Genomic DNA, 17,589 nt, shown 5'->3' on the forward strand with positions numbered 1-17,589 from the left:
GAGTGTCCCTGATCGCTTCAGACCACTTCCGCATCGTTGTCGGCCTCGGCAAGAGCGGCATGTCCCTGGTTCGCTTCCTGGCGAACCGGGGCACGTCGTTTGCCGTGGCCGACACGCGGGAAAATCCACCGGAGCTGGTCACGCTGCGCCGTGACTACCCGCACGTGGAAGTGCGTTGTGGCGAGCTGGATGTTGAGTTTCTGTGCCGCGCCGATGAGCTCTACGTGAGCCCCGGCCTGGCCCTGGCGACACCGGCCCTGCAAGCCGCTGCGGCCCGTGGCGTGAAGCTGTCCGGCGACATCGACCTGTTCGCGCGTAACGCGAAGGCGCCGATCGTGGCCATCAGCGGCTCCAACGCGAAAAGCACCGTGACCACCCTGGTCGGCGAGATGGCGGCTGCGGCCGGCAAGCGCGTAGCCGTGGGCGGCAACCTTGGCACCCCGGCGCTGGACCTGCTCAGCGACGATGTCGAGCTGTACGTGATGGAGCTGTCGAGCTTCCAGCTGGAAACCACCCACGACCTCGGCGCCGAAGTGGCGACCGTGCTGAACGTGAGTGAAGACCACATGGACCGCTACAGCGGCCTGCCGGCGTATCACCTGGCCAAGCACCGGATCTTCCGGGGTGCCAGGCAAGTGGTGGTCAACCGCCAGGATGCCCTGAGCCGTCCGCTGATGGGCGAAGGCCTGCCGTGCTGGACCTTTGGCCTGGGCAAACCCGATTTCAAAGCCTTTGGCATTCGTGAAGAGAACGGCGAGAAATACCTGGCCTTCGAATTCCAGAACCTGATGCCCGTGCGCGAGCTGAAGATCCGTGGCGCGCATAACCAGTCCAATGCCCTGGCGGCGTTGGCGCTGGGGCATGCCGTGGGCCTGCCGTTCGATGCCATGTTGTCGAGCCTGCGCACCTTCGCCGGGCTTGAGCACCGTTGCCAGTGGGTGCGCGACTTGAACGGCGTGAGCTACTACAACGACTCCAAGGCCACCAACGTCGGTGCTGCATTGGCCGCTATCGAAGGCCTGGGTGCCGATATCGAAGGCAAGCTGGTGCTGATCCTCGGTGGTGACGGCAAAGGCGCCGACTTCAAAGACCTTAAAGGCCCGGTGGCTGCTCAGTGCCGCGCCGTGGTGCTGATAGGCCGTGACTCCGACCTGATCGCCGCCGCCCTCGGTGACGGCGTGCCCCAGGTACGTGCCACCTCCCTGGACGATGCCATCGCTCAGTGCCACGCCCTGTCCCAGCCCGGCGATGCCGTGTTGCTGTCGCCGGCGTGCGCCAGTTTCGACATGTTCAAGAACTACGAAGAGCGCGGCCAGCTGTTCGCCCGCGGCGTGGAGGCCTTGGCATGAGTATCAACTTCCGTAACATCATCAAGCCCTACCCGTCGCCGATCATTACCGGCCGTGGCATCGACCTGGATTTCCCGATGCTCGCCGGTTGCCTCGCGCTGCTGGGCCTGGGCCTGGTGATGATCACCTCGGCGTCGTCCGAAGTGGCCGCGGTGCAGTCGGGCAACACCCTGTACATGATGATCCGTCACCTGGTGTACCTGGTGATCGGCCTCGGCACGTGCATCGTCACCATGATGATCCCAATCGCCACCTGGCAACGCCTGGGCTGGTTGATGCTGATCGGTGCGTTTGGCTTGCTGATCATGGTGATCCTGCCCGGCATCGGGCGCGAGGTGAACGGTTCGATGCGCTGGATCGGCTTCGGCGCGTTCAACGTACAGCCGTCGGAAATCGCCAAGGTGTTCGTGGTGATCTACCTGGCCGGTTACCTGGTGCGTCGCCAGAAAGAAGTGCGCGAAAGCTGGATGGGCTTCTTCAAGCCGTTCATCGTGCTGCTGCCCATGGCCGGCCTGTTGCTGATGGAGCCCGACTTCGGTGCCACCGTCGTGATGATGGGCGCTGCGGCGGCGATGCTGTTCCTCGGCGGCGTGGGCCTGTTCCGCTTCACCTTGATGGTGGTGCTGGCGGTGGCGGCCGTGACCATTCTGGTCCAGGCGCAACCCTACCGGATGGCTCGTCTGATCACCTTTACCGACCCATGGTCCGACCAGTTCGGTTCTGGCTACCAGTTGACCCAGGCGTTGATCGCCTTCGGTCGCGGCGAGTGGCTGGGCGTGGGCTTGGGCAACAGCGTACAGAAGCAGTTCTACCTGCCGGAAGCGCACACCGACTTCGTGTTCTCGGTGCTCGCCGAAGAGCTCGGCGTGGTCGGTTCGCTGTGCACCGTCGCACTGTTCGTGTTCGTGTGTGTGCGTGGCATGTACATCGGCTTGTGGGCCGAGAAGGCCAAACAGTATTTCGCCGCGTATGTGGCCTACGGCTTGTCGTTCCTGTGGATCGGCCAGTTCCTGATCAACATCGGTGTGAACGTCGGCCTGCTGCCGACCAAAGGCCTGACCTTGCCGTTCCTCAGTTACGGCGGCAGTTCGTTGGTGATCTGCTGCGCGTGCCTGGGCTTGTTGCTGCGCATCGAGTGGGAGAGTCGAACCCACCTGGGCAGCGAAGAGATGGAGTTCAGCGAAAGCGACTTCGCCGAGGAGCCGACCCATGGGCGCTAATGTGCTGATCATGGCCGGCGGCACCGGGGGGCATGTGTTCCCGGCCCTGGCGTGTGCGCGGGAATTCCAGAGCCGTGGCTACACGGTGCACTGGCTGGGCACGCCCCGAGGCATTGAAAACGAGCTGGTGCCCAATGCCGGTTTGCCGCTGCACCTGATCAATGTTTCCGGCCTGCGCGGCAAGAGCAAGTTGTCCCTGCTTAAAGCACCGTTCGTGTTGCTCAAGGCGGTGTGGCAGGCGCGCAAGGTCATCCGTGAATTGAAGCCTGTGTGTGTGCTTGGTTTTGGTGGGTATGTGACCGGGCCGGGTGGTGTTGCCGCCAAGCTCGCCGGCGTGCCGGTGATCGTGCACGAGCAGAACGCCGTGGCCGGTACCGCCAACCGCCTGTTGGTGCCCTTGGCCGCCCGGGTGTGCGAGGCCTTCCCGAAGACCTTTGGTGCCTCCGACAAACTGCGCACGACTGGCAACCCGGTGCGCCCTGAACTGTTTATGGACATCGCCCGTGACGCGCTGGCAGGGCGCAAGGCGCACCTGCTGATCATGGGCGGTAGCCTGGGCTCCGAGCCCTTGAACAAATTGCTGCCCGAAGCGCTGGCGCAACTCCCGGTGGAATTGCGTCCGGAGATCTTCCATCAGGCTGGCAAGAATCACGGTGAAGTCACCGCCACGCGTTATCGCGAAGCCGGTGTGGAGGCGAACGTACAGCCCTTCATCAAAGACATGGCCCACGCCTATGGCTGGGCCGACCTGGTGGTCTGCCGCTCCGGTGCGCTGACCGTCAGTGAACTGGCTGCCGCCGGTCTGCCGTCCTTGCTGGTGCCTCTGCCCCATGCCATCGACGATCACCAGACCCGCAACGCCGAATATTTGGCCGGGGAGGGCGCTGCCTTCCTGCTGCCGCAAAGAACGACTGGCGCCGCCGATTTGGCCGCACGCCTGACCGAGGTTTTGATGCAACCGGAACGACTCAACAGCATGGCGAGCACCGCAAGCCGCCTGGCCAAACCTGACGCAACCCGCACCGTGGTCGATATCTGCCTGGAGGTGGCCCATGGTTGAGAATCAGAAAGCCATGCCGCAACCCGAGATGCGCCGCATCCGTCGTATCCACTTCGTCGGCATCGGCGGCGTGGGCATGTGCGGTATCGCCGAAGTTTTGTTGAACCTGGGCTACCAGGTGTCCGGCTCCGACTTGAAAGAGTCGCCGGTGACCGACCGCCTGAAAACCTTTGGCGCGCAGATCTTCATCGGCCACCGCGCCGAGAACGCTGCCGAGGCCGACGTGCTGGTGGTGTCCAGCGCCGTGAACACCTCCAACCCGGAAGTGGCCACTGCCCTGGAGCGTCGCATTCCCGTCGTGCCACGCGCCGAGATGCTGGCCGAGCTGATGCGCTATCGCCACGGTATTGCCGTGGCCGGTACCCACGGCAAAACCACCACCACCAGCCTGATCGCTTCGGTGTTCGCGGCCGGTGGCCTGGACCCGACGTTCGTCATCGGTGGCCGCCTGAACGCTGCGGGCACCAATGCCCAGCTTGGCACCAGCCGTTACCTGATCGCCGAAGCCGATGAAAGTGACGCCAGCTTCCTGCACCTGCAGCCGCTGGTCGCCGTGGTCACCAACATCGACGAAGACCACATGGCCACCTACGACGGTGATTTCAACAAGTTGAAGAAAACCTTCGTCGAGTTCCTCCACAACCTGCCGTTCTACGGCCTGGCCGTGGTGTGCCTGGACGACCCGGTGGTGCGCGAGATCCTGCCGCTGGTCAAGCGTCCGACCGTGACCTATGGCTTCAGCGAAGACGCCGACGTGCGCGCCATCAACGTGCGCCAGGAAGGCATGCAGACCTTCTTCACCGTGCTGCGCCCGGACCGTGAACCACTGGATGTCTCGGTGAACATGCCGGGCAACCACAACGTGCTCAATTCCCTGGCGACCATCTGCATCGCCACCGACGAAGGCGTCAGCGATGAAGCCATCGTCGAAGGCCTGTCGCGCTTTGCTGGCGTGGGGCGTCGCTTCCAGGTCTACGGCCAGCTGCCGGTAGAAGGCGGCGACGTGATGTTGGTGGACGACTACGGTCACCACCCGACCGAAGTGGCGGCCGTGATCAAGGCCGTGCGCGGAGGCTGGCCTGAGCGCCGCCTGGTGATGGTCTACCAGCCGCACCGCTACAGCCGCACCCGCGATCTGTACGACGACTTCGTCAATGTATTGGCCGATGCCAACGTGTTGCTGTTGATGGAGGTCTACCCGGCCGGTGAAGAACCGATCCCGGGCGCCGACAGCCGCAAGCTGTGCAACAGCATCCGCCAGCGTGGCCAGTTGGACCCGATCTACATCGAGCGGGGTGTGGACCTGGCGCCGCTGGTCAAACCGCTGCTGCGTGCCGGCGACATCCTGCTGTGCCAGGGTGCCGGTGACATTGGGGGCCTTGCGCCTAAATTGCTGGCGAGCCCGCTGTTCGCTGCTGCCGAAAAGGGAGCGTCGAAATGATCACTGACTACGCCTCCCTGTTTTCGACTATTTCGCCTGCCGACTTCGGCCGCGTGGCCGTCCTGTTCGGCGGCAAGAGCGCTGAGCGCGAAGTGTCGCTCAAGTCCGGCAATGCTGTGCTCGAAGCCCTGCAAAGCGCCGGCGTGAACGCCTTCGGCATCGATGTGGGCGATGATTTCCTCGCTCGTTTGCAGGCTGAGAAGATCGATCGCGCCTTCATCATTCTCCACGGCCGTGGCGGTGAAGACGGCAGCATGCAAGGCCTGCTGGAATGCGCTGGCATCCCGTACACCGGCAGCGGCATCCTTGCGTCGGCACTGGCGATGGACAAGTTGCGCACCAAGCAGGTGTGGCACAGCCTGGGCATTCCAACCCCGCGTCACAGTGTTCTGTGCAGCGAAGACGATTGTATTTCTGCAGCCAAGGAACTGGGCCTGCCTTTGATCGTCAAACCTGCCCATGAAGGCTCCAGTATCGGCATGGCCAAAGTGAACTCGGCCGCCGAATTGATCGACGCATGGAAAGCGGCAAGTACCTACGATTCGCAAGTGTTGGTGGAACAGTGGATTTCCGGTCCCGAGTACACCATCGCCACCCTGCGTGGCCAGGTATTGCCGCCTATCGCATTGGGCACGCCCCACACCTTTTACGACTACGACGCCAAGTACCTGGCTTCCGATACCCAGTACCGGATCCCGTGCGGCCTTGACGCAACCAAAGAACAGGAGTTGATGGACCTCACGGCGAAAGCCTGTGAGGCGCTGGGTATCGCCGGTTGGGCGCGGGCAGACGTGATGCAGGATGACCAAGGGAATTTCTGGTTCCTGGAAGTCAACACCGCGCCAGGGATGACCGACCACAGCCTGGTTCCTATGGCAGCTCGTGCCGCCGGTTTGGACTTCCAGCAGTTGGTGCTGGCGATCCTTGCAGCCAGCATTGAGCCTCGAGGCTAAGCACATGAACGGCGCATCGCTTCGTCATCAGCCCCCACAAGCTCCCGGCCGCAAGCCGGTGCCCCGGGGTGCCAGCCGGATGGTGGCTAAAGAGCCGATGTCGGCGCGCCTGCCGAAAGCCAATTTTGGTTTCCTCAAGGCGTTGTTCTGGCCGGTGCTGCTGGTGGTGTTGGGCTTCGGAACCTACGAGGGCGCGCAGCGTCTGTTGCCGTATGCCGACCGGCCGATCACCAAGATCAGCGTGCAGGGCGACTTGAGCTACATCAGCCAGCAAGCCGTGCAACAGCGCATCGGCCCGTACCTGGCGGCGAGCTTCTTCACCATCGACCTGGCCGGCATGCGCTCGGAGTTGGAGCAGATGCCGTGGATCGCCCACGCCGAAGTCCGCCGCGTATGGCCGGACCAGGTGACGATCCGCCTCGAAGAACAACTGCCCGTGGCCCGCTGGGGTGACGAAGCGCTGTTGAACAACCAGGGCCAGGCGTTTACGCCGCGTGAGCTGGCCAACTACGAGCACCTGCCGCAGCTGTTCGGGCCGCAGCGGGCGCAGCAGCAAGTGATGCAGCAGTACCAGGCCCTGAGCCAGATGCTGCGGCCGCTGGGCTTCTCCATTGCACGCCTGGAACTGCGTGAACGGGGTAGCTGGTTTTTGACGACCGGGGCAGGCAGTTCCGGCCCGGGCATCCAGTTGTTGCTGGGACGCGACCGCTTGGTGGAAAAGATGCGCCGCTTCATTGCCATCTATGACAAGACCTTGAAAGAACAGATTACGAACATTGCGAGCGTCGACCTGCGTTACGCCAACGGCCTTGCCGTCGGCTGGCGTGAACCGGCTGCGCCCACGGCAGCCCAACCCGCTGTCGCGAAGAATTAAGAAGAGGCAGGACCCATGGCAAACGTGCAAAGCGGCAAAATGATCGTCGGTCTCGATATCGGCACCTCCAAGGTGGTGGCGCTGGTCGGCGAGGTCGGGGAAGACGGCACGATCGAAATCGTCGGTATTGGCACGCATCCGTCCCGGGGCCTGAAGAAGGGCGTGGTGGTGAACATCGAGTCCACCGTGCAATCGATCCAGCGCGCCATCGAAGAAGCGCAGCTGATGGCCGGTTGCCGGATCCACTCGGCGTTCGTCGGCGTGGCGGGCAACCATATCCGCAGCCTGAACTCCCACGGCATCGTGGCGATCCGCGACCGCGAAGTCAGCTCGGCCGACCTTGAGCGCGTCCTCGACGCCGCCCAGGCCGTGGCGATCCCGGCTGACCAGCGCGTGCTGCACACCCTGCCGCAGGACTACGTGATCGACAACCAGGAAGGCGTTCGCGAGCCCCTGGGCATGTCGGGCGTACGTCTGGAGGCCAAGGTCCACGTGGTGACCTGCGCCGTTAACGCCGCACAGAACATTGAAAAATGCGTGCGTCGCTGCGGCCTGGAAATCGACGACATCATTCTCGAGCAACTGGCCTCGGCCTACTCGGTACTGACCGACGACGAAAAAGAACTGGGCGTGTGCCTGGTCGACATCGGCGGCGGCACCACCGACATCGCGATCTTCACCGAGGGTGCGATCCGTCACACCGCCGTGATCCCGATTGCCGGCGACCAGGTGACCAACGACATCGCCATGGCGTTGCGCACACCGACCCAGTACGCCGAAGAAATCAAGATCCGCTACGCCTGCGCCCTGGCCAAGCTGGCCGGTGCCGGCGAGACCATCAAGGTGCCAAGCGTGGGCGACCGTCCACCGCGCGAGCTGTCGCGCCAGGCCCTGGCCGAGGTGGTCGAGCCACGCTACGACGAACTGTTCACCCTGATTCAGGCGGAACTGCGCCGCAGCGGCTACGAAGATTTGATCCCGGCCGGCATCGTGCTGACCGGTGGCACCTCGAAGATGGAAGGCGCGGTCGAACTGGCCGAGGAAATCTTCCACATGCCGGTTCGCCTGGGCGTGCCCCATGGCGTCAAAGGCCTGGGCGACGTGGTGCGCAACCCGATTTATTCCACTGGCGTGGGCTTGCTGTTGTACGGGCTGCAAAAGCAGACCGACGGCATTTCCCTGTCGGGCCCGAGCATCCGTGACAGCTACCGCAGCGACGACGAAGCGAAAGCGCCGTTGTTCGAGCGTTTGCAGGCCTGGGTCAAGGGCAACTTCTAAGCGATTTACCGCAACACCGACACACCGCAGCACCGTTGTAAGCAGTAGGCGAAAAAACTAGAGAAATGAAAGGAGAGGGAACATGTTCGAACTCGTAGACAACATCCCCGCAAGCCCGGTCATCAAAGTGATCGGTGTCGGCGGTGGCGGCGGCAACGCTGTCAACCACATGGTCAAGAGCAACATTGAAGGCGTTGAATTCATCTGCGCCAACACTGATGCCCAGGCGCTGAAAAGCATCGGCGCGCGGACCATCCTGCAATTGGGCACCGCTGTGACCAAGGGCCTCGGCGCTGGCGCGAACCCGGAAGTCGGTCGTCAAGCCGCCCTGGAAGACCGCGAGCGTATTGCTGAAGTGCTGCAAGGCACCAACATGGTGTTCATCACCACGGGCATGGGCGGTGGTACCGGTACCGGTGCTGCACCGATCATTGCCGAAGTGGCCAAGGAAATGGGTATTCTGACGGTTGCAGTCGTGACCCGTCCGTTCCCGTTCGAAGGTCGCAAGCGCATGCAGATCGCCGACGAAGGTATCCGTCTGCTGTCTGAAAGCGTCGACTCGTTGATCACCATCCCCAACGAGAAGCTGCTGACCATCCTGGGCAAGGACGCAAGCCTGCTGTCCGCTTTTGCCAAGGCTGACGATGTACTGGCCGGTGCCGTTCGCGGTATCTCCGACATCATCAAGCGCCCAGGCATGATCAACGTCGACTTTGCCGACGTACGTACTGTCATGAGCGAAATGGGCATGGCCATGATGGGCACTGGCTGCGCCAGCGGTCCGAACCGTGCACGTGAAGCCACTGAAGCGGCCATCCGCAACCCGTTGCTCGAAGACGTGAACCTGCAAGGTGCACGCGGCATCCTGGTGAACATCACCGCCGGTCCTGACCTGTCCCTGGGTGAGTACTCCGACGTGGGTAGCATCATCGAAGCCTTCGCTTCCGAGCACGCCATGGTCAAAGTCGGTACCGTGATCGACCCGGACATGCGCGACGAGCTGCACGTCACCGTGGTTGCGACCGGCCTGGGTGCAAAAATCGAGAAGCCTGTGAAGGTCATCGACAACACCCTGCACAACAGCCAAGCCAGCCACGCCAGCCAAGCGGCTGCTGCTCCAGCGCCTGCGCGCCAGGAACTGCCGTCGGTGAACTACCGTGACCTGGACCGTCCGACCGTGATGCGCAACCAGGCTCAGGCCGGTGCTGCGGCGTCCCGTAGCCCGAATCCGCAAGATGATCTGGACTATCTGGACATCCCGGCATTCTTGCGTCGTCAGGCCGATTAATGGAATGTATCAGGGCTATGAAGGTGATTGGTGTTCAGCAAAGGTCTGGTCTGCTATTATCGCCAGCCTTTGTTGATACCAGTTCGCAATTTGCGCTCAAGCGGTCCAAGCCATGATTAAACAACGCACCCTGAAGAATATTATCCGTGCCACAGGTGTAGGTCTGCACTCCGGGGAGAAGGTATACCTGACCCTCAAGCCTGCACCTGTCGACACCGGCATCGTGTTTGTTCGTGCCGACCTGGACCCTGTGGTGCAGATTCCTGCTCGCGCGGAAAACGTTGGCGAAACCACGATGTCGACCACATTGGTCAACGGTGACGTCAAAGTGGACACGGTGGAGCACTTGCTCTCGGCCATGGCTGGCCTGGGCATCGATAACGCCTACGTCGAGCTCTCCGCGTCCGAAGTCCCGATCATGGATGGCAGCGCTGGACCCTTCGTATTCTTGATTCAATCTGCCGGCCTGGAAGAACAGGACGCAGCCAAGAAGTTCATTCGCATTCTGCGGGAAGTGACAGTAGAAGACGGCGACAAGCGCGCCACCTTCGTCCCGTTCGAAGGCTTTAAAGTGAGCTTTGAGATCGATTTCGATCACCCGGTATTCCGTGACCGCACCCAAAGTGCAAGCGTGGATTTTTCCAGCACTTCGTTCGTAAAAGAAGTCAGCCGCGCCCGTACCTTTGGTTTCATGAGTGACATCGAGTACCTGCGCAAGCACAACCTCGCACTCGGCGGCAGCGTTGAAAACGCCATCGTGGTCGACGCGGATGGTGTACTGAACGAAGACGGCCTTCGCTACGAAGACGAGTTCGTGAAGCACAAGATCCTCGATGCAATCGGTGACCTCTACCTGCTGGGCAATAGCCTGATAGGCGAGTTCAAAGGCTTCAAGTCGGGCCACGCCCTTAACAACCAGCTGCTGCGCAAGTTGATTGAGCAGACAGACGCTTGGGAAGTCGTGACCTTCGAAGATGCCAGCACCGCACCGATCTCTTACATGCGTCCCGTTGCGGCGGTGTAAGTAACAACTCTCTTTCTTTAGTTTTGAAAGGCCACCCTCGGGTGGCCTTTTTTTATGCCTGTAGTTCAGGTTTATGAAGATCAAAAATGTGGGAGCGGGCTTGCCCGCGAAGGCAATGTGTCAGCTACACATTTGTTGCCTGACACTCCGCTTTCGCGGGCAAGCCCGCTCCCACATTTGATTTCACAAGACTTGAAGTCTGCTTAAGACTCTAGTGCCGCAGCATCCACGATCCGGTTGCGCCCCGTGTGCTTGGCCTCATATAACGCCTGGTCCGCACTCAACAACAACGCTTCCAACGACACACGGCTGCGCTTGTTCCAGGTGCTCATGCCAATGCTCACCGTGATCGGCTGCGCATCACCCGCCATCCGAGGCAGACGCTCGACGCTGCAGCGAATGTGTTCGGCAATCACCCAGGCGCCCTTGGCGTCGGTATGTGGCAGCACCACCGCGAATTCCTCCCCGCCATAGCGCGCCGCCAAGTCGGCAGGGCGGCGGATGTTGTCGCCGATCACCTGGGCAACCCTGCGTAGCGCCTCATCACCGCCATGATGGCCATGGCGGTCGTTGAAAGCCTTGAAGTGGTCCACGTCGATCATCAGCAGGGTCAGCGGTTCGGTTGAGCGCTGTGCCCGGTCCCATTCCAGGCGCATGCGTTGGTCCAGTGTGCGGCGGTTCGCCAGGCCGGTCAGGGCGTCGGTGGCTGCCAGTTCTGACAGCACCTGTTCGGCGCGATGGCGGCGGCGCAGTTCCTTGCTCAGCATCCACGTCAGCCACAACAGCCCCGCGCACAGCACCCCGGTGGCCAGGCTGATCAGCACGGCGGCGCGCTTCCACTGTGCGAACACCTCATCGCTGGACAGCGCCACCGCCACGATCAACGGCAAGGTGCCCACGGTGGAAAAGGTGTACAGCCGCTCCTGTCGGTCGACGCTGGAGATGCCCTGGAAGCTGCCGTCGCGCTCCTTGAGCATGCGTGCCACGTTCGGGCGCTGGCTGAGGTCCTTGTCGACCATGTCCAGCTCCAGCATCGGTTGCTGCGCCAGCAGGATGCCCTGGTGATTGATCAGGTTGATGGTGCTGTTGCTGCCGATGTTCAGGCTGCTGAACAGCTGGTGGAAGTACGACAGCCGCATGGACGCCACCGCGACGCCCTGGAAGCGCCCATCCGCCGACGAGATACGCCGGCTGAACGCGATGCGCCACTGGTCATCGCAGATGCAGCGCGCCATGAATGGGCGGCTGATGTACAGGCCGATATCGGGCGCTGCCCGGTGCACCTGGAAATAATCCCGGTCGGCGAAGTTACCGGTCTTGGGCGTCAGCAGCGAAGAGTCGGCAATCACCTCGCCATTGGCATCCAGCAGCAGAATATCGCCCTTGTAGGGCGCAGCGGCGGAGCGATCGAACAGCACCAGGTGGCGAATACTCGCGGAGACGCCCTGCAGGTCATTGCGCTCGGTGGCGGCGATCAGGCCCTTGAGGGCCATGTCGTACAGTTCGACGTTGCGCAGCACATCGGCGTCGATCAATTGGGTGATGTTATTGGCGGTACGCTTGGCGGTCTGCAGGGTATTGGCGTGTTCGCGGACCAGCAGGGCCGCCACGATCGCCACGATCAGCAGCACCGTAAGGACGCTGCCCAGGATCAGCAAGCGTTCCGGGCGACGTGTAGGGCGGGGCAGGCTTGGACTCATCGGGCGTACTTCTGCTGCAAGGATGCCCATAGCGTAGCCCTTGAATCACCTTGCCGGGTAACGCCAATGGTCCCATTCAGCAAGCGCTGGCCTCTGCCACCCGGTTGCGCCCGCTGTGCTTGGCCTCGTACAGCGCCTGGTCGGCACTGAGCAGCAGCGCCTCCAGCGGCTGGCGGTGGCGTTTATGCCAGGTGCTCATGCCGATACTCACCGTGATCGGCCGTTCGGCGCCGGCCACGCGGGGCAGAAGCTCGATGCTGCTGCGGATGTGTTCGGCGATGACCCGGGCGCCCTTGGCGTCGGTATCGGGCAGCACCACCGCAAACTCCTCGCCACCATAGCGTGCGGCCAGGTCGGCGGGGCGACGGATATTGCTTCCGATCACCTGGGCCACCGTGCGCAGTGCCGCGTCGCCACCGTGATGACCGTGGCGGTCATTGAACGCCTTGAAGTGGTCCACATCGATCATCAGCAGGGTCAGCGGCTCGGTCGAACGCTGTGCGCGGTCCCATTCCAGGCGCAGGCGATCATCCAGGGTTCTGCGGTTGGCCAGGCCCGTGAGGGCATCGGTGGCCGCCAGTTCCGACAGCACCTGCTCGGCGCGATGGCGACGGCGCAACTCGCGGCGCAACATCCAGGTCAACCATAACAGGCCAATGCACAGCACCCCGGTGGCGCCGCTGGTCAACAATGCGGCGCGCTCCCAGGGCGCGAATACATCTTCACTGGCCAGAGCCACCACCACGATCAGCGGCAACTCGCCGACATTGCTGAACGTATACAGCCGTTCTGTACCCGAGAGCGATGAGATCGCGCGAAAACTCCCTTCGCCTTCATGCAGCATGCGTTTGAAGTTGGGCCGATCACTCAGGTCCTTGTCGATCATGTCGCGTTCCAGCAGCGGTTGCTGGGCCAGGAGAATGCCGTGGGTATTGAGCAGGTTCACCGAGCTGCCATTGCCGATGGTGAGCCGGTTGAACAGTTGATCGAAGTACGCCAGGCGCATGGTCGCCACCGCGACCCCGGCAAACTCGCCATTGGGCCCCGACACTCGGCGGCTGAATGCAATGCGCCAGACCTGGTCGCAATCGCAGCGAATCTTGAACGGGCGACTGATGAACAGCCCAACCTGGCTGTTGTTCTGGTGGGCCAGGAAGTAATCCCGGTTGGCGAAATTGCGCGGTGTCGGGTGCAGCGTCGAGGAGTCGGCGATGACCGCACCGTTGGCATCCAGCAACAGCACTTCGCCCTTGAAGGGCGCGGCGGTGGATTGATCAAACTGCACCAGATGCTGAATATCGGCTGACACATGCGCAAGGTCATTGCGCGTGGTCGCGGCGATCAACCCTTGCAGCGCCAGGTCGTAGAGTTCGACGTTGCGCAGCACATCGGCATTGATCAGTTGGGTAATGTTGGTGGTCGATCGCTTGGCGGCCAGCAGGGTGCTGTCATGTTCGCGGCTGAGCAGGGCAGCCACGATGATCACGATCAGGAGGACGGTGAAGCCACTGCCCAACATCAGCAACAGCTCTGAACGAGAGGGCAAGTTACGAGTACGGGGTTGACTCATCGCGCAGACTTCAACGGAGTAGATGCTGGCAGTTTAGTGCTGCGCGATGAAAATTAAATGATTGGTTAACAGGAAATCAGAATACGTTGATCGGGTAGTCCACGATCACCCGGTATTCGTCCACGTCCCGGTCTACCGCCGAGTAGCCATTGCCACCCCGGTTGGTTGCCCATTGCAGGCGTACCGCCAGGTCCTTGGCCTTGCCGCCTTGCACCACATATTTCAGGTCAATGTCGCGTTCCCAGTGCTTGGCATCCTTGCCATCGGCGCTGTACCAGGCACTGTAGCCACGGCTATTGGGGTCGACTTTGGTCAGGTCGGTCTTGCCGCTGATGTAGGACACGGCAGACGTCAGGCCGGGCAGGCCGAGGCCGGCAAAGTCATAAGCGTACTTGAGTTTCCAGGAGCGCTCGTTGGGGCCGTTGAAGTCCGAGTACTGCTGGGAGTTGTCCAGGTAGATGCTGTCGCCCTGGGTGATGTAGTCGAACGGCGTGTTGCCGTTCACCCGCTGATAGGCCGCGGTGATGCTGTGGTTGCCCACGCCCACGGTGAAATGCAGGCTGTAGGTGTTGTTGTCGATCGCGCCCAGCAGCGATTGCCCGGTGTCCTGGGTGTGGTAGTAGTGCAGGCCTGGGTTGAGGCTGACCAGGTCGTTCAGGGCGTAGGTGTAGTCCAGGTCGTAGTAGTACTGGTGCCACACATCCTTGAGTTCGGACGCATACAGGTTGCTGGTCAGGCCTGGAATGCCGCTGAAGGACACGCCGGCCCAATCCAGATGCTGGCTGTCGGCGTGATCTGGCAGGGTGCCGTAGCTGGTGCCGATGCGACGGTGGCCGCTCTGGTTGTAGAGCTTGGTGAAGCTGGCTTGGCCGCCTTCGAACATCCAGCCATCGAAACTGTGGTTGGTCAGGCTCACACCGCGGAACGTCTGCGGCAGCATGCGGGTCATGCCGCCAGCGATCACCGGGTTGTTGAGGAACAGGTCGCCGGCTTTCAATTCGGTGTCAAACGCGCGCATTTTCAGCGTGCCGCCTGCGGTCGAAAACGACCCCGGGGCTTTACCGTTGCCCGAGCCCACGGGCAGGATGCTGGAACCGTCGGTACCGCCACCGCCGTCAAGCTTGAGGCCGAGCATGGCGTGGGCGTCCAGGCCAAAGCCGACGGTGCCCTGGGTGTAGCCGGATTCGAAGGTGCCGAGAAAACCCTGGCCCCATTCCTTGCTGTCATCGGTGTGGATGTCGCGACGGTCGCGGTTCATGTAGTAGTTGCGGGTGTTGATCGTGAGGTGGGCGCCTTCGACGAAACCGTCGGCGGGGGTGGAGTCTGCCGCGTGGGCAAGAGGGGCAATCGTTGCTGCAATAGCGAGGAATAGCGGGGTGAACGTCAGCGAGTTCTTCACCGGTGGAGCTCCTTTGGGTCAATCAAAAACGGCCAATGTCGTGGGGGTGTGCCTGGCCTTTTTTACGGCAAAAAAAAGCCGCTGAAGTCAGCGGCTTTGAACAGATTCCCAGTGTAGAGCCCTGGAAATAAGTCGAGGGGAATTCGGGTGAGCGGGAAGCTGCCTTGCCGTCTCGCTCATCGGTGCGTCAAATTAACGCAGGTGAGCGGTGCGATACAGAGTGTAACAAGATAATGACTGTTGCCCAAATCGCAACAGTTAGAGACGTGGAGGGCTTACCTGATACACCGCGATCCAAATGTGGGAGCTGGCTTGCCTGCGATAGCGTCGGTGAATTCAACACCGCCATCGCAGGCAAGCCAGCTCCCACATTTGGGCCAAGGTGTTTTGGGGCTATACGGGCAGGGTGATGCCAAAGGTATTGCCGCCGCCATCACTGCGCACAAACACATCCCCGCCATGCATCAGCGCAATCGCCTTGACGATGGCCAGCCCCAGCCCGTGATTGGCGCCGCTGTTGCTGCGCGAGGCATCCACCCGATAGAAGCGCTCGAACAGACGCGGCAAATGTTCGCTGGCAATCTCGTCACCCGGGTTGGTGACCCCGATCGCCACCTGATGATCCTGCATTTCAATGTTCACTTCGATGACCCGCCCGGGCGCGGTGTGCTGCACCGCGTTGCTGAGCAGGTTGATCAAGGCGCGGCGCAGGTGGGCTTTTTCGATGTGGACCAAGGCATCCCCGCGCACCCGCACCTTGACCTGGGCGTCTTCGAGGATGAAGTCCAGGTAATCGAGGGTGGTCGCCACTTCATCGGCCAGGGAGCTTTCGATCAGCTTGGTGGCCTTGCTGCCCTGGTCGGCGCTGGCGAGGAACAGCATGTCGTTGATGATCGAGCGCAGCCGTTCCAGTTCTTCAAGGTTCGATTGCAGCACCTCGAAGTAGTGCTCGGCCGAGCGCCCACGGGTCAGCGCCACCTGGGTCTGGCCGATCAGGTTGGTCAGCGGCGAGCGCAGTTCGTGGGCCACGTCGGCATTGAACGACTCAAGGCGCGAGTAGGCTTGTTCCACGCGGTCGAGGGTGGAGTTGAACGAGTTGACGAATTGGCTCAATTCCGGCGGCAGCGGCGACAAGTGCAGGCGCCCGGACAGTTTGGGCGGGGCGAGCTTCTGCGCTTCGTCCGAGAGTTTGCCCAGTGGCTTGAGGCCGATGCGCGAGACCCAGAACCCCAGCAGCGCCGCCAGCGCTACGCCGATACAGGCCAGGCCGATCAAGGCCATCAGCAGTTGGTGCTGGGTGGCGCGGAAGTTCTCGGTGTCGATAGCAATCATGAAGCGCAGGGGCGGGCGCTGTTCCTTGGCCGGGAACTGGCTCAGCAGCACCTTGAACGGGTATTCATGCCCGGGCAGGCGCAGGTCGCGCTTGCCGGTCGGCCCTTCGGCGAAGGCGCGGATCTGGGCGTCGGGGTTGCCGTACTCGTACGTCGGGTCACTGCTCACCACCCAGAAGCGGATGCGCTTGTCTTCCTCGCCGAGCAGCTTGAGCTTGGCGGTGATTTTTGCCCAATGGTCCGGTGTGCCGAAGCGGTTCACCGACGACTCCAGCACGCTGTAGCGCGCGTCCAGTTCGGCACCCGGCAACAACCCCAGTCCACGGTCCACTTGCTGGTACAGCGCGCCGCCGATCAGCATGAAGATCAACAGCGCCACCAGCGTGAACATGCCGCTCAGGCGCAGAGCGATGGAGTTAGACGACACTTCGGCTCTCCAGTACGTAGCCCATGCCGCGAATGGTGTGCAGCAGTTTCTGCTCGAACGGCCCGTCGAGCTTGGCGCGCAGACGTTTGATCGCGACTTCGACCACGTTGGCGTCGCTGTCGAAATTGATGTCCCAGACCATTTCCGCGATGGCGGTCTTGGACAGGATTTCACCCTGGCGCCGCGCCAATACGCTGAGCAGCGAGAACTCCTTGGCCGTCAGGTCCAGGCGCAGGCCGTTACGGCTGGCCTTGCGGCTGATCAGGTCGATCCACAGGTCGGCGACGGTCACCTGCACCGGCTCATGGCCGCCGCTGCGCCGGGTCAACGCCTGCAGGCGCGCCACCAGCTCCAGGAACGAAAACGGTTTGCCCAGGTAGTCATCGGCGCCCTCACGCAGGCCGCGAATGCGGTCTTCGACGCGCTCGCGGGCGGTGAGCATGATCACCGGCGTCTGCTTGCGTGCACGCAAGGCGCGCAGCACACCAAAGCCATCGAGGCCCGGCAGCATCACGTCGAGCACGATCACGGCGTAATCGTTCTCCAGCGCCAGGTGCAAACCCTCGACGCCCTCACGGGCCACATCGACGGTGTAGCCTTGTTCGGTCAGGCCGCGGTGCAGGTAGTCCGCGGTTTTTTCTTCATCTTCAATAATCAGGACGCGCATGACACCGC

14 protein-coding genes are annotated in these 17,589 nt (G+C 62.1%); 9 read left to right on the top strand and 5 right to left on the bottom strand.

Annotated elements, in window-relative coordinates:
- Positions 1–2: 2 nt before the first annotated feature.
- The 9 genes from murD to lpxC all read left to right on the top strand — a co-directional run bounded on the left by murD (position 3) and on the right by lpxC (position 10,487).
- Positions 3–1,349: a UDP-N-acetylmuramoyl-L-alanine--D-glutamate ligase gene (murD, locus tag AC07SU_RS12755; protein WP_494997206.1), complete on the top strand. Its 1,347-nt coding sequence runs from the start codon at positions 3–5 to the stop codon at positions 1,347–1,349.
- On the top strand, positions 1,346–2,569 hold the full coding sequence (gene ftsW / locus AC07SU_RS12760; RefSeq protein ID WP_176995035.1) for a putative lipid II flippase FtsW: 1,224 nt from the start codon (positions 1,346–1,348) through the stop codon (positions 2,567–2,569). Before murD ends, ftsW begins: the two co-directional genes overlap by 4 nt.
- Positions 2,559–3,629 carry an undecaprenyldiphospho-muramoylpentapeptide beta-N-acetylglucosaminyltransferase gene (gene murG, locus AC07SU_RS12765; protein WP_494997207.1) on the top strand — a complete coding sequence of 357 codons (1,071 nt, stop codon included), beginning with the start codon at positions 2,559–2,561 and terminating at the stop codon, positions 3,627–3,629. The genes ftsW and murG overlap by 11 nt, the downstream gene beginning before the upstream one ends.
- The gene (murC, locus tag AC07SU_RS12770) at positions 3,622–5,070 is read left to right on the top strand and encodes a UDP-N-acetylmuramate--L-alanine ligase (RefSeq protein WP_494997208.1); all 1,449 of its coding nucleotides are present in this window, start codon (positions 3,622–3,624) and stop codon (positions 5,068–5,070) included. The genes murG and murC overlap by 8 nt, the downstream gene beginning before the upstream one ends.
- Positions 5,067–6,023, top strand: a complete 957-nt coding sequence (locus AC07SU_RS12775; protein WP_494997209.1) for a D-alanine--D-alanine ligase — start codon at positions 5,067–5,069, stop codon at positions 6,021–6,023. The genes murC and AC07SU_RS12775 overlap by 4 nt, the downstream gene beginning before the upstream one ends.
- 4 nt (positions 6,024–6,027) lie before the next feature.
- On the top strand, positions 6,028–6,897 hold the full coding sequence (locus AC07SU_RS12780) for a cell division protein FtsQ/DivIB (protein ID WP_494997210.1): 870 nt from the start codon (positions 6,028–6,030) through the stop codon (positions 6,895–6,897).
- Between the two features lie 15 nt (positions 6,898–6,912).
- Positions 6,913–8,175, top strand: coding sequence for a cell division protein FtsA (ftsA, locus tag AC07SU_RS12785; protein ID WP_137199717.1), 1,263 nt, complete (start codon positions 6,913–6,915; stop codon positions 8,173–8,175).
- Between the two features lie 82 nt (positions 8,176–8,257).
- Entirely contained in the window at positions 8,258–9,463 is a 1,206-nt protein-coding gene (ftsZ, locus tag AC07SU_RS12790; protein WP_046070969.1) for a cell division protein FtsZ, read from the top strand.
- Between the two features lie 112 nt (positions 9,464–9,575).
- Positions 9,576–10,487, top strand: a complete 912-nt coding sequence (lpxC, locus tag AC07SU_RS12795) for a UDP-3-O-acyl-N-acetylglucosamine deacetylase (RefSeq protein ID WP_003171886.1) — start codon at positions 9,576–9,578, stop codon at positions 10,485–10,487.
- A 203-nt stretch (positions 10,488–10,690) separates the two neighbouring features.
- On the opposite strand, the gene AC07SU_RS12800 is transcribed toward lpxC, so the two are convergent.
- The 5 genes from AC07SU_RS12800 to AC07SU_RS12820 form a co-directional block, all read right to left on the bottom strand.
- The gene (locus AC07SU_RS12800; protein WP_494997211.1) at positions 10,691–12,187 is read right to left on the bottom strand and encodes a diguanylate cyclase; all 1,497 of its coding nucleotides are present in this window, start codon (positions 12,185–12,187) and stop codon (positions 10,691–10,693) included.
- Between the two features lie 76 nt (positions 12,188–12,263).
- Positions 12,264–13,757, bottom strand: a complete 1,494-nt coding sequence (locus AC07SU_RS12805) for a sensor domain-containing diguanylate cyclase (RefSeq protein ID WP_494997212.1) — start codon at positions 13,755–13,757, stop codon at positions 12,264–12,266.
- 76 nt (positions 13,758–13,833) lie between these two features.
- A complete protein-coding gene (locus tag AC07SU_RS12810; RefSeq protein ID WP_494997213.1) occupies positions 13,834–15,156 on the bottom strand; it encodes an OprD family porin in 1,323 nt (440 codons plus the stop codon).
- Positions 15,157–15,549: 393 nt separating this feature from the next.
- Positions 15,550–16,914, bottom strand: a complete 1,365-nt coding sequence (locus AC07SU_RS12815) for a heavy metal sensor histidine kinase (RefSeq protein ID WP_494997214.1) — start codon at positions 16,912–16,914, stop codon at positions 15,550–15,552.
- Positions 16,904–17,581, bottom strand: a complete 678-nt coding sequence (locus tag AC07SU_RS12820; protein WP_176995026.1) for a heavy metal response regulator transcription factor — start codon at positions 17,579–17,581, stop codon at positions 16,904–16,906. Before AC07SU_RS12820 ends, AC07SU_RS12815 begins: the two co-directional genes overlap by 11 nt.
- Positions 17,582–17,589: the final 8 nt, after the last annotated feature.

It is taken from the genome of Pseudomonas sp. GW821-FHT05H12 (assembly GCF_059419385.1).

Bases quoted from the DNA above. Each gene is read 5' to 3' on its own strand.
- AC07SU_RS12820 (WP_176995026.1), bottom strand. From the start codon at position 17,581: ATGCGCGTCCTGATTATTGAAGATGAAGAAAAAACCGCGGACTACCTG.
- murG (WP_494997207.1), top strand. From the start codon at position 2,559: ATGGGCGCTAATGTGCTGATCATGGCCGGCGGCACCGGGGGGCATGTG.
- lpxC (WP_003171886.1), top strand. From the start codon at position 9,576: ATGATTAAACAACGCACCCTGAAGAATATTATCCGTGCCACAGGTGTA.
- AC07SU_RS12800 (WP_494997211.1), bottom strand. From the start codon at position 12,187: ATGAGTCCAAGCCTGCCCCGCCCTACACGTCGCCCGGAACGCTTGCTG.
- ftsA (WP_137199717.1), top strand. From the start codon at position 6,913: ATGGCAAACGTGCAAAGCGGCAAAATGATCGTCGGTCTCGATATCGGC.
- murC (WP_494997208.1), top strand. From the start codon at position 3,622: ATGGTTGAGAATCAGAAAGCCATGCCGCAACCCGAGATGCGCCGCATC.
- ftsZ (WP_046070969.1), top strand. From the start codon at position 8,258: ATGTTCGAACTCGTAGACAACATCCCCGCAAGCCCGGTCATCAAAGTG.
- AC07SU_RS12780 (WP_494997210.1), top strand. From the start codon at position 6,028: ATGAACGGCGCATCGCTTCGTCATCAGCCCCCACAAGCTCCCGGCCGC.
- AC07SU_RS12775 (WP_494997209.1), top strand. From the start codon at position 5,067: ATGATCACTGACTACGCCTCCCTGTTTTCGACTATTTCGCCTGCCGAC.
- AC07SU_RS12805 (WP_494997212.1), bottom strand. From the start codon at position 13,757: ATGAGTCAACCCCGTACTCGTAACTTGCCCTCTCGTTCAGAGCTGTTG.
- ftsW (WP_176995035.1), top strand. From the start codon at position 1,346: ATGAGTATCAACTTCCGTAACATCATCAAGCCCTACCCGTCGCCGATC.